The organism is Roseimicrobium sp. ORNL1 (genome assembly GCF_011044495.1).
Classification (GTDB): Bacteria; Verrucomicrobiota; Verrucomicrobiia; order Verrucomicrobiales; family Verrucomicrobiaceae; genus Roseimicrobium.
On record NZ_CP049143.1, the window covers coordinates 1,776,837 to 1,790,279 of the forward strand.

The 13,443-nt window shown below is 61.0% G+C and carries 6 protein-coding genes; all 6 read left to right on the plus strand.

Going from position 1 to position 13,443, the window contains the following annotated elements; all coding sequences use genetic code 11:
- The first annotated feature begins 34 nt into the window (after positions 1-34).
- The 6 genes from G5S37_RS07140 (at position 35) to G5S37_RS07165 (ending at position 13,251) form a co-directional block, all read left to right on the plus strand.
- On the plus strand, positions 35-589 hold the full coding sequence (locus G5S37_RS07140) for a hypothetical protein (protein WP_165202194.1): 555 nt from the start codon (positions 35-37) through the stop codon (positions 587-589).
- 228 nt (positions 590-817) lie between these two features.
- Positions 818-2,164 (plus strand): DUF1501 domain-containing protein, encoded by a 1,347-nt coding sequence (locus G5S37_RS07145; protein ID WP_165202196.1) that lies wholly within the window; start codon positions 818-820, stop codon positions 2,162-2,164.
- Between the two features lie 201 nt (positions 2,165-2,365).
- Complete coding sequence (locus G5S37_RS07150) at positions 2,366-4,819, plus strand: PPC domain-containing protein (protein WP_165202198.1); 2,454 nt, start codon at positions 2,366-2,368, stop codon at positions 4,817-4,819.
- A 160-nt stretch (positions 4,820-4,979) separates the two neighbouring features.
- Complete coding sequence (locus tag G5S37_RS07155; protein ID WP_165202200.1) at positions 4,980-7,814, plus strand: PSD1 and planctomycete cytochrome C domain-containing protein; 2,835 nt, start codon at positions 4,980-4,982, stop codon at positions 7,812-7,814.
- 211 nt (positions 7,815-8,025) lie between these two features.
- Positions 8,026-8,649: an ECF-type sigma factor gene (locus G5S37_RS07160; RefSeq protein ID WP_240914826.1), complete on the plus strand. Its 624-nt coding sequence runs from the start codon at positions 8,026-8,028 to the stop codon at positions 8,647-8,649.
- A 69-nt stretch (positions 8,650-8,718) separates the two neighbouring features.
- Positions 8,719-13,251 carry a tetratricopeptide repeat protein gene (locus tag G5S37_RS07165; protein ID WP_206026342.1) on the plus strand — a complete coding sequence of 1,511 codons (4,533 nt, stop codon included), beginning with the start codon at positions 8,719-8,721 and terminating at the stop codon, positions 13,249-13,251.
- Positions 13,252-13,443: the final 192 nt, after the last annotated feature.

Here is a 13,443-nt window from a genome sequence, read left to right on the forward strand (position 1 = left end):
GACAGCCTTCCCACGCGTCTGTTAATCTTGCTGGATGTCCACCCGCCGCCTTTTTGCCTTCATCATGCTGCTGCTGTTGCTCGGGTCCCTGAGCCCGGGACTGCACGCCGCCCTGCCTTCAGAGGAGGCAATCCTCCGCCAGGGAGGAGAAGATGCGAAGAAGATCATCGAGAAAGCCTATTCCATCATCCGGCATGCGAGGGTTTTCACGTCGAAAGGAGCAGGGGAGGGTGGTACGCCCACGGAAGGGGCGTGGGCCCTGACGGTCATCACCCGCTACGACCCCAAGGCTGTGGAAGAACTCAAGCCACTTGCCGAGCAGTCGAAAAATCTTGAGGTGAAGCTCTATGCGATTGCAGGGCTCATCACTCTGGAACCGAAAGATGCAGCCAAGTACCGCTTGGAGACTTTCCCAGAATCCGTGCTCAAGGCAGAGGCTCATTCTCTTTGTGGATGCATCTACGAGAAGCAATTTTACATGATCATCTACTGGCTGGTTGACCAGGGAGGGTGGCAGCGCTGCACCTTTGAAAAGCTGCCGCCGTTCTTCGAGACGCATGACGTCCCAAGAAGCGGCGAAGGGGAATGAACGTCCCACACTCCTGGATGACGAAAAGGTGATGCCCGCTGCCAACACCCATCCGGCTGACTTTTGGACAAATCTTTTCGAAATTATTAATTCCCCCGGAAAGAACCGGCAACGGGGGGCGTAGGTTTGTTGGTAGGGTTTGTGCCCTGCAGCTTCAGAAAAAGACATCCCCTCAGCCTGCTCCCAGCAACCTCGTCCTCTCCCGGACCCCTCAGCCCTAATACTGCCATGAAAATGCACCCCATCTGCCAAGGCAATCACCTCGACCTGCGCTCCGGCGTCAGCCGCCGTGACTTCATGTATGTCGGCATGGCAGGCGGTCTGGGCCTGACGCTGCCGAACCTGCTCAAGCTGCAGGCGGCGAACTCGGTTTCCTCGGCGATGCCTGAGGTTGAGGCGTTCAAGCCGATTGCGGATTCCATCATTCACATCTACCTCCCTGGCGGCATGGCGCACCAGGAGTCCTGGGACCCGAAGCCCTTCGCCGCGCCCGATTATCGCGGACCCTACACCCCCATCAAGACCAGCATCGCTGGTGAGTATGTGGGCGAGAAGTTCGTGAACATCGCCAAAATCATGGACAAGCTCACCGTCATCCGCTCGATGACCCACGGTGAGGCGGCCCATGAGCGCGGCACGCACAACATGTTCACGGGTTACAAGCCCAGTCCGGCCATCAAGTTCCCCAGCTTCGGCAGCGTGATTTCCCACGAACAGGGTTCCCGCAACAACCTGCCTCCCTACGTGGTGGTGCCGAGCGTCATCGCTCCTGAGCAGGGTACCGGCTACATGAGCAGCGCCTTCGGTCCCTTCGCCCTCGGCAGCGACCCGGCGGACAAGAACTTCACCGTGCGTGACCTCCTCACCCCGAAAGGCATGGAAGGCAATCGCTTCGACCGCCGCCGCTCCCTGCTGGGCACGGTGGACGAGCACTTCAAGACCATCGAGAAGTCGGACTCCATCAACGCGATGGACAGCTTCTACGACGCCGCCTACGGCCTCATCAGCAGCCAGAAAGCTCGTGAAGCCTTCGACCTGAACAAGGAAACCGACAAGCTGCGTGACGAGTACGGCCGCAACACCGCTGGTCAGCGCTTCCTGCTGGCCCGCCGCCTGGTGGAAGCCGGCGTGCGCATGGTGTCCGTGAACTACGGTGGCTGGGATCACCACTCCAACATCAAGAACGCTTTCGATGGCCAGGCTCCGAGCTTCGATCAGGCCTTTGCCCGTCTCATCACGGACCTCGAAGAGCGCGGCATGCTCGAGCGCACCATCGTGATGGTGAGTTCCGAGTTCGGCCGTACCCCGAAGATCAACGGCACCAATGGACGCGACCACTGGCCGCGCGTGTTCTCCGTCGCCCTTGCCGGCGGTGGCTTCAAGAAGGGCTACATCCACGGCGCGTCCGACGCGCTGGGTGGCGAGCCCGACCGCGATGCCGTCAGCCCGCAGGATCTCGCCAAGACGATGTACCGCCAGCTCGGCATCAATGGTGAGAAGCGCATCATGGCGGACGGTGTCCGCCCGATCGACATCGTGAATGGTGGCCGCATCATGAACGAGTTGCTCGTGTAAGGCTTCGATCTTTCGCAATGCTTGAACTGATTTCCTGGAAAGGCGGTCTGGCCCGTGCCGGCACCGCCTTTCTGGCAAGTGGCGCCCCTCCATCTGCAGCCGTTCCCGTGCTTGGGGAGCAGCAGGCAGGTGCAGCGCTTTCAGAAGTTGGTTGAGTAGATTTGCACCGGTTTCCGTCTCATTTCGCCCCCCTTTGTTTCCATGAAAGTCTCGCGATTCTCCACCGCCGCAGCCGCCGTCTCTGCGTGCGCCCTCGCCCTGGCCGGCAGCGCCATGGCCGCCTATCCCGGCTTCAGCACGCTGAAGCCGAATGGCGCCCAGCGCGGCACCGATGCCAAGGTCACCATCACCGGTGAGCGCCTGGATGACTTCGAAGGCATGATCTTCATGTCCCCCGGATTCACCATGAAGTCCGTGGACAAGGTGGAGAAGAGCAAGGTCGAGCTTACCCTCGGCGTGGGTGCGGACATCCCGCCGGGCTATTACATGATGCGCGTGCGCACCAAGACGGGCATCTCCCACATGCGTCCCTTCTTCGTGGGCCAGTTCCCCAATGCGGAGGAAAAGGAACCCAACAACGACTTCGACGCTCCGCAAGCCGCCACCATGAACACCACGGTGGAAGGCCTGGTGACGAATGAAGACGTGGACTACTACAAGGTCACTCTGAAGAAGGGCGAGCGCCTGAGCCTGGAAGTCGATGGCCTGCGCCTCGGTTACGTGGTCTTTGACCCGTACATCGCCGTGCTGAACAAGGACCGCTTCGAAATCGCGAACTCGGATGACACCATCCTGCATCGCCAGGACGGTTTCCTCACCATGACGGCTCCGGAAGATGGCGACTACACCATCATGATCCGCGAGTCCTCCTACCGCGGCGCGGGGAACAACTACTACCGCCTGCACATCGGCAACTTCCGCCGTCCGGAAGCCGTGTATCCCTCCGGTGGGAAGATTGGCAGCACCACGAAGGTGCGCTTCATCGACAGCACGGGTGAAAGCTTCGAGGAAGAGGTGAAGCTTCCCGCGGATACCGATGAGCGCTACATGCTCCTTCCCAAGTCACAGGGTGCTCCGCCTTCGGGCAATCCCTTCCGTGTGTCCGCCTTCGACAACACGCTGGAAGCCGAGCCGAATAATGACATCGCCACCGCGACCACTTCCGCCGGCGACCCCATCGCCCTGAACGGCATCATTGGTGAGGCCAAGGACGTGGACGTTTTCAAGATGCCGCTCAAGAAGGGCATGAAGCTGGACCTGCGCTGCTACGCGCAGACCCTCGGCTCTCCGCTTGATCCGGTCATCGGCGTGATGAATGAAAAGGGAAACAGCCTCGGCAACAACGATGACGGCGGTGGCCTGCGTCGCCTCGACAGCAAGCTCACGGTGAACATCCCTGCGGATGGCAACTACTTCATCCGTGTGACGGACCACCTTGAGCGCGGCGGCCCCACGTTTGTGTACCGCCTTGAAGTGATGGCCTCCGAGCCGGAGCTCGCCTTTTCCTCACCTGAGTACAGCGTGAATGACACGCACCTGCGCCAGTTTGTGGCGGTGCCCCGTGGTGGCCGTTATGCCACGCTGGTGAACGTCTCGCGCAACAACGTTTCCGGCGACTACAAGTGGGTGGCTCCGAACCTGCCTCCCGGAGTGAAGCTGCTCAATGACGTGATGCCCGGCAGCCTGCCGAACACACCGCTCGTGTTTGAAGCTACGGCGGATGCACCCCTGGCTGGTGCTGCGGTGCCCATCAAGCTCACGTCCGTGGATCCTGCGGTGAAGACCGTCGGCAAGCTCCGTCAGGAGTTCGACATGGTGCGTTCCGGCAACGTGCGCTACTACTCGGAAATCGATGACAACCTCCCGGTCGCGGTCGTGGAGGAAGCGCCGTACTCGCTGGAAATCGTGAAGCCCACCGTGCCGCTCGTGGCGCAGGGTCTCATGGATCTCAAGGTCGTGGCGAAGCGCAAGGAAGGCTTCAAGGCACCCATCCGTGTGTTCATGATGTGGAAGCCGCCGGGCATCAGTTCCCTGGGTGAAGCCACCATTGCCGAGGGCCAGAATGAGTGCACCTTCGTGCTGGATGCCAATGCCAACGTGGCTGCCGGCAAGTGGAACTTCGTCGTCATGGGTGAAGTGGAAGGTGGCAATGGCCGCGTGTACAACGCGTCCCCCTTCTGTGAAGTCACCACGGCACCCGCTTACATGACCGCGCCTGCCATGGCCCTGGCCGCGGTGGAGCAGGGGAAGGAAACCGAACTGACCTGCAAGCTCGATGGAACCCTGCCTTTCAACGGCGATGCCGAAGCCTCCGTCATCGGCGTGCCTGACACCATCTCGATCGAGCCTGCCAAGATCAACAAGGACACCAAGGAAGTGAGCTTCAAGGTGAAGACCAATGAGAAGTCACCGATTGGCAAGCAGGGCAACCTGTTCGTGATGGTGAAGGTGCCCGTGGAAGGCGGCATCACCACGCATCGCATCGGCGTGGGTTCCACCCTTCGTATCGACAAGCCGCGCGCCGCACCCGCTGCTGCGCCTGCCCAGGTTGCCGCAAACACCAAGCCCGGCGAAGCGCCCAAGCCTGCCGCCGCTCCGGCCAAGCCGCTCTCGCGCCTGGAACAGCTCCGTGCCGAAGCGCAGGCGAAGAAGTAGGAAGTTAGTAGCTGGTAGTTCCTGATACACCAACGAAACAGAATCCCGCCCGCCGCAATTCCGGATCTACTACTTACTACTCGCTGATTACCCGCTCCTCCCACGCTCGTATTCCTCTCACCCGCCTGCCAGCAACCCGCCCCGCCCCCCACAAGTCGCCATGAAACACCTCACCCTGCGCCATACCTTTGGAGCCGGTCTCGTTGCGAGTTTCTCGCTCGCCGGTTCTGTCTTTGCGCAACCGCCAGCTCCCTCCGGACCGGTGGATTTCACCCGGGACGTGCAGACGCTTCTGGAGACGAAGTGCCTCGAGTGCCACAACCCTGCCAAGGTGAAGGGCAAGCTACTCATGGATACCCAGGCGAACCTGCTCAAGGGCGGTGAAGCCGGTCCCGGGTATGTGGTTGGAAAGCCTGACGAGAGCGAGCTCATCAAGCGCATTGTGTTGCCGGCGGATCATGACGACATCATGCCTCCCAAGGGTGGCCCGCTGACGGCGCAGGAGATTGATGTGCTGAAGCGCTGGGTCGCCGAGGGCGCGAACTGGCCGCAGGGACTGGCGCTCCGCCATCGCAGCGCGGAAGAGCTGAAGGCGCTCGCTGATTTTCAGCGGAAGCTTCCCACCGTGACGGAGGTGAAGATTCTCCCCGACAACTACACCCTTGAAACCAAGCGCGACTTCAATCGCGTGGTGGTGCAGGCGAAGTTCGCGGATGCGACCACGCAGGACGTGACGCAGTTCGCCAACCTCAAGCTGGTGGATGACAAGATTGCCAAACTCGATGGCGACAAACTCAAGCCCGGCGCCGATGGCAAGACCGAACTGGTGGCCACGATTGGCAGCACGGTCGTGAAGGCTCCCGTGGAAGTAAAGAGCGCCCAAGCGGATCGTGAGGTTTCCTTCCGCCTGGATGTGATGCCCGTGTTCCTCCGCAGCGGTTGTAACCAGGGTGGCTGCCACGGCGCTGCCCGCGGCAAGGATGGCTTCATGCTTTCCCTCTTCGGCTATGACCCAGCTGGCGACTACAACCGCATCACCCGTGAGATGGTGGGCCGTCGTGTGAACCTGGCCGTCCCCGAGGAAAGCACGCTTCTTGAGAAGTCCATCGGCGCCGTGCCGCACACGGGCAACGACAGCTTCAACAAGGAGTCGGACTACTACAAGGTCCTCATCGAATGGATTCAAAAGGGTGCCCTGGATGACAAGCCCGATGTGGCCAAGGTCACGGGTGTGGAAATCTTCCCCACTCAGACCGTGCTTGAAGGCAAGGGCTCCAAGCAGCAGATCACCGTGCGGGCGAAGTACTCCGACGGCACGGACCGCGACGTGACGGACCTGGTCATCTTCAGCTCGAACAACGACCCGACCGCCGCGGTGACCAAGGGTGGCCTCGTGACCTCCGGCGACCGTGGTGAGGCTTTCGTCCTCGCCCGCTTCGATGTGTTCTCCATCGTTTCCCAGGTGATCGTCATTCCTGACGCCTTGAAGTATGAGCGTCCCAAGCTGGCAGAAGCCAACTACATCGACTCGCTGGTCAACAACAAGCTCGACAAGCTGCGCATCCTTCCCTCCGCCATCGCCGGTGATGAGGAGTATGTGCGCCGCGTGTACATCGACCTCGTGGGCATGTATCCCTCGCCGGATGAAGTGAAGACTTTCGTGGCGGACGCCAATCCTGAGAAGCGCACCGCACTGGTGGACAATCTCCTGCAGCGCAAGGAGTTCACTGAAATGTGGGTGATGAAGTGGGCCGAACTGCTCCAGATCCGCTCCGGCCTGAACAACAACCGCCCGCCCTTCTACAAGAACGCGCTGCTGTATTACAACTGGCTCGCCGAACGCATCGGCAAGAACATGCCGCTCAACGAGATCGTGATCGAACTCCTGAGCAGCACGGGCGGAACCGTTTCCAGTCCGGCGGTGAACTTCTACCAGATGGAGATCGACCCGCTGAAGCTCACGGAGAACGTGGCGCAGGTCTTCATGGGCATGCGCATCCAGTGCGCCCAGTGCCACAACCATCCCTTCGACCGCTGGACCATGGATGACTACTATGGCTTCCAGGCCTTCTTCATGCAGATCGGCCGCAAGCAGACGGACGATCCGCAGGAAGTGGTGGTGTACAACAGCAAGGGTGGGGAAGCGCGCCAGTTCCTGACGAAGGCGGTGATGAAGCCCAAGTTCCTGGGCGGCGCCACTCCTGAGATCAAGGCTGGTGAAGACCGCCGCGCCATCATGGCCAAGTGGATGGCTTCTCCTGAGAACCCCTACTTCGCCCGCAACATCTCCAACATCGTGTGGGCTCACTTCTTCGGCGTGGGCATCGTGGAGCCGGTGGATGATGTGCGCATCTCCAACCCGCCCTCCAACCCTGAGTTGATGGACGAGCTGGCCAACCGCCTGACTGGCTACAACTACGACTTCCGCAAGCTCATCCGCGACGTCGTGCTCTCCCACACCTACCAGCGCACGTCGCAGGTGAATGACAGCAACGAGTCGGACAAACGGAACTTCTCGCACTCCATGGTGCGCCGCGTGCGTGCTGAGGTACTGCTGGATGCCATCTCCCAGGTGACCGAGACGAAGAACAAGTTCCAGGGCCTGCCCCTCGGCGCCCGCGCGGTGCAGATTGCAGACGGTGCCGTGTCGAACTACTTCCTCACCACCTTCGGCCGCGCCAAGCGTGAGTCCGTGTGCTCTTGCGAGGTGAAGATGGAGCCCACGCTCTCCCAGGCGCTGCACCTGATGAACGGTGACGCGGTGAATGATCGCATCCGCCAGGGCGGCATCATTCCGAAGATGCTCAAGGACGGCAAGTCCGAGACGGATATCGTGAACGAGGTCTACCTTCGTGCCTTCGGCCGCAAGCCGAACGAGAAGGAACTCGCTGCCATCAACAAGGCCCTCGCCGAAACCACCGACACCAAGCAGGCCGTGCTCGAAGACCTCTTCTGGGCGCTGCTGAATGCGAAGGAGTTTTACTTCACGCACTAAGTCAGGGGAAACAGGCAATTACTTGAATTCGAAAACGCCGGGTGGTGACGCCCGGCGTTTTTTTGTTTCGCAAGGTTCGCGGCCGGGAAGGCGGTGCAGCGCGAGGCAGCTTCTCGCAGGGAGAGGGACACGCCGAAGTCCCTCACACCACGCCGTGTCTTGTGCTTCCCGATTCCGCACACAGTGACTCCATCCCCATGCTGCTGGAGAAATGAATCTGAATGGGAATTGCATTCCCTCCCGAGAGGCTTCCGGTTACTCTTGCGATCTTGTGAGCGATGTGACCTGCCTGCTCGATGCCATTCGGAAGGGCGACCCGGATGCAGAGGAAAAGTTGCTTCACGAAGTCTATGCCGAACTTCGCCGGCTGGCCCGCGCACGCATGGCCCGCGAGCAATCCGGCCAGACTCTGCAACCCACGGCGTTGGTTCATGAAGCCTGGTTGCGGTTGGGAAATGGAGTGCGGTTTGAGAATCGGGCGCACTTTTTTGGGGCTGCAGCAGAAGCCATGCGCCGCATCCTGGTGGAATCAGCACGGCGCAAGATGCGGCGGAAACATGGAGGTGAACTGGAGCGTGTGGATTTCGTGGAGGTGGAGATTGCCCAGCCCATGCCGGATGACGATTTGCTCGTGCTCGACGAGGCTCTGGACCGGCTGGCTGGAGTGGATGCACGTGCAGCGGAAGTCGTGAAGCTCTGCTACCTCGTGGGACACACCCGGCAGGAGGCGGCAGACGTTCTTGGCATCTCGCTCAGCACCGTGGAGCGGCTCTGGAGTTTCGCCCGCGCCTGGCTCTTCAGGGAAATGGAAGGGATGCGCAATCCTCCAGCATAGTTCCGTGAAGGGATTCGGCCCGGTTCGTCGCATGAAGTGTTAGGCAAGTTGCTTCTGTCACTCACAGCCATGGCCAGCGCGGATCGACTCATCGAGGTGTTCAACGAGGCGAAAGCCCGGGCCGCCGGTCCTGCGCGCGACCAGTTTCTGGCCGATGCCTGCGGGGACGACCTGCAGATGAGGGAGCAGGTGCTTTCGCTCCTGCGAGCAGACGACGGAGCCGGTGCGTTTCTTGAGAAAACTATCCCGCTGCCTCGCGAGATCGAGACGGAAATGGCGCGCTTCAAGCCGGAGCAGGCTGGCGATCACATCGGACCCTATACGCTGCGAGAGCAGCTCGGGGAGGGCGGCTTCGGAGTGGTATGGGTGGCCGAGCAGGTGAAGCCTGTGCGACGTACCGTCGCCCTGAAGATCATCAAACTCGGGATGGACACGCGCGATGTGGTGGCGCGCTTCGAGCAGGAACGGCAGGCGCTGGCGATGATGGACCACCCGAATATCGCGAGGGTGTTCGACGCCGGTGTCACCGACCATGGCCGGCCGTTCTTTGTCATGGAGCTGGTGCACGGGGTCAGAATCACCGAATACTGCGACAAGGCGAATCTGCCGACCGTCGAGCGCTTGAAGCTGTTCATCAGCGTCTGCCATGCAGTGCAGCATGCGCACCAGAAGGGAATCATCCATCGCGATCTCAAGCCCTCGAACATTCTTGTGACGCTGCACGATGGTGTGCCTGTACCCAAGGTCATCGACTTCGGCGTGGCCAAGGCGACGCAGGGGCGCGTGGTGGAGCAGACAATCCACACGCAGTTCCATCAAATGATTGGCACGCCGCTGTACATGTCACCTGAGCAGGTGGAGTTGGGCGGGCTGGATGTGGACACGCGCGCTGATATCTATGTGCTGGGCGTGCTGCTCTATGAACTGCTCACCGGCCGCACGCCTTTCGATGCGAAGGTCCTGCTGAAGGCTGGCTATGACGAGATGCGTCGTGTGTTGCGCGAGCAGGAGCCCCAGAGGCCGAGCACGGCCCTCACCGGCATGACGCAGGAGAAGCTGAGCTCGGTGGCGCAAAAGCGTGGCAGCGAGCCACCGAAGCTCATCCACGCGATACGCGGTGATCTCGACTGGATCGTGATGAAGTGCCTGGAGAAGGATCGCGCGCGCCGTTATGAAACGGCCAACGGCCTTGCCGCAGACATTCAGAGGCATCTGGACAATGACCCGGTATCGGCGTGTCCCCCGTCTGCCATGTATCGCTTTCGCAAGCTGGCTCGCCGCCATCGGGGCGCGCTCGCGATCGCTTGTGTTGCCACCATGGCCATGCTGTTGGGGCTGGCTGGGCTGATCGTCAGTAATGTGCTCATCACACAACAGAAGGACGAGAAGGTCGCGGCCCTTGAGCAGTCGAAGATCAACGAACAGGCCGCGAATCGCAACGCCGTCAAAGCCCGAGAGCAGGAGCAGATTGCCGAGGCGAACGAGTTGCTGGCCCGCCGTCGCTATTATGCGGCCCAGATGAACTTGGCGATGCAGGCGTGGCATGCCGGTGAGATGCCGCGCGTGCTGGAATTGCTCGAGAGTCAGCGGCCCAGTCCGGGCGAGGAAGACTTCCGTGGTTTTGAGTGGTACTACCTCTGGCGGCTCTGCCAGGGTGGAGATCGCGTGCCCATCCGCGGACACGACCAGACCGTTCTGGGACTGGCATTCTCGCCCAACGGGAAAACGCTGGCGTCGGCGAGTTGGGACCGGACGGTGAGACTCTGGGACACGGCCACGGGGACGGAGCAGAAGGTCTTGCGCTGCAACCACGGGCCTTGGGAAGTCGCGTTCTCTCCTGACGGAAAGATGCTGGCAAGCAGCGGCCAGGAAGCCAAAACGATGATTCTCTGGGATGTCGAATCCGGAAAGGCATTGCAAACCATCGATGGAGCGGTCGTGGGAGCGCGGTTCACTCCAGACGGTAAATCGATTGTCGGAGGCCAGCACATTGCCTCGGGGAATTACATCAAGGAATGGGACGCGGCCAGCGGACAGGAGCGATCCTCGTTTGCCGACTCCAGTTTCGTGATCGGTCTGTCCGTGGAACGGGGGACGGTGATCACGAGCACAGGCATAGACAATGGCGATGAGATACGCGTCTGGGACTGGCCGAGCGGCAAACGGCGACTGACGATTCCTGTGCGCATCACGACGGCAACCTCGTCCCCCGACTGCTCTCGAGTCGCCGTGTCGAGCTGGGGAAAAATCTTGCTGTGGGACACCACGAACGGAATCTGTAAGGCCACCTATTCTCTCGACAGCTTTGCTCGGGGACTTGCCTTCTCGCCGGACGGCAAACGGCTCGCCGCTGGCCTGGAAAACCGGCGCGTCGTGGTCTATGACATCGAGAGCGGCAAGCAGATTGCCGAGGACGTGCATCTCGATCCGATATGGGGCCTGGCGTTTTCACCCAATGGCAAGTCCCTCGCTTCCTCAACGCTCGCCGGGGCAATCAAGCTCTGGGACATGATGCCGGCGGAGGAAGCGACGACCTTTAGCGGAATTGAGCCCAATCCCGGACTGCCGGAGGGGTCCAGGAGGTGCCTCCGGTTCACGCCCGATAGCAAGTCGCTTCTTGTAGGAAGCAAGGGTCTGACCAGGGTGATCGACGTGAAGGCAGGCAAGGAGGTCGCTGTGTTGCCGGCCAGCGGCGTCGGGGCCATCTCTGCCGATGGCAATGTGCTTGTGGGAAGCACCGCCGACGGTGGGTTTGAACTTTGGGACGTGCGAGCCGGAAGCAAAGTGCCCGCCATTTCAGTTTCCGAGGGTTCGAAGATGCCGAAGGTCATCGTGTCCCCCGATGGCGGTACTCTCGCGAGCTACTACCCGTGGAGTTCGAACAGCACGGTGACGTTGCATGATGTGACCAAGGCCATGACTCCGAGAGTCCTGCCGTCCCAATCGAACACACTCTCTGTCATCAGCGCTGCATTCTCGTCGGATGGAAAGCTGCTGGCGTCAGGATACCATTTCCAATGGGTCGTCGTTTGGGACCTGGCTACGGGGGAGGCGAAATGGAGGATCTACCAAGAGCCGGGAATGATGGTTGTCGTCTCGGTGGCGTTTTCGCCCGATGGCAAGTCGCTCGCGATCGGGACCGATGGTGGAGCCGTGACGCTTTGGGATATGGACACGGGCAAGCAACGGGTCGCGTTCCGGGGGCATACCTCCTTTGTCAACGCGCTGGCCTTCTCGCCCGACAGTCGCGTCCTGGCCACCGCCGGAAATGACAAGACGGTCCGATTGTGGGACGTCGTTACCGGACAGGAACGCGGCACGCTCACCGGACACACGGGTGCAGTCATGAACGTCGCGTTTTCGCCAGATGGATTCACGCTCGCGACGGCGAGTGGGGACGGAACCGTGAAACTCTGGCGTGGCGCGACGGATGCCCTTGCCCTGGCCCCGCGCAAGGATGTTCCCTGGATTCCGAGCGGACCATTCATTCTCCCGACAGGGGCGATTGCATTGACCGAGGAAGCGCTCCGCGAAGCTGCGCTCCGCTGGCCGAATGAACCGGAATTCCTCAAGAGACTGGCGGAACTGCTCCCGTCAGGCGGCCGGATGAAGGAGGCCTCGATGAGTCTTGCAGACGTCCTACTGCCCGGCAGCTACGAATTGTATCGTGATCGATCCGCAGTCCTGCGCGAGATGGGCAAGCTGCCGGAGGCGGAGGCTGCGCTCCGGGAAGCCATCCGACTGAAGCCAGACGCAGGCTCGCTGCACCTCAAGCTTGGTGAGATTCTTGAGCAACAGAATAAGCTTCCGGAGGCGATGGCCGCGTATCAAGAGGCGGTCCGATTGGACTCGTCTGACCATGACTCACGAGCGAAGGTCGGGTGGACCCAGTTCAACATGGCCAAATTCGCCGAGGCTGAGAGCGAGTTCCGGGAGTTGATCCGCCTGAGGCCTGACTACTTTGATGGCTACTTCGGTCTGGGAAGGGCATTGGCCAGCCAGTCGAAGCATGCCGAGGCGGCTGTCCCCCTGCGCGTGGCCATTCGTCTCAATCCCAACCATGCTGGACCCCACGGCTCCCTTGCGTGGGTGCTGATGAAGCTGGGGCAGTTTCCTGAAGCTGAAATGGAATTCCGGGCACAGCATCGCTTGGCGCGTCCGAATTCATCGTTTGGTCTTCATGGTCTGGGCAGCGCCTTGATGAAGCAGCGCAAATACACCGAGGCGATGGTCCCACTCCGCGACCTCGCCCGGCTGGAGCCGGAGAATTATTTGCCGCACGAGACCCTGGGCTGGGCGTTCCTGCTTACCGGCGAACCAGCGAAGGCGGAAGCCGAGTTTCGCGAGGTGATTCGCCTCAAACCCACGTTGGTGACGGGACACTGGGGACTGGGCCGGGTCCTGGTGGAACAACGGAAATACGCGGATGCCGAAGCCGCGCTCCGAGAAGCCATTCGACTGGAGCCGACCCACGCCGAAGCACCCCATTGGTTGCGCCAAGCCCTCACCGGGCAGGGGAAACCTATCGACGCAGAAATCGAATCGCTGAAAAAACTAAGAAAAGGCCAGGGCGAACAGGACAAGAACGAGAATACGGAGTGATCGCGCTTACTGGCCGCGATCGCAGGCTCGTGGAAAGGTTAAGCGGCCGGTGAGCTGAGTTACCAAACCCACATCCCGACGGCCAAAGGAATCTCTCGGGTGCCCCGGTCCGCCTCAGGATGCACTCTAATGACACTCCTGGTGACTCCGCATTGATGCATGTCGGCGGCAGGCTGCTTTTGTTGCTTGATG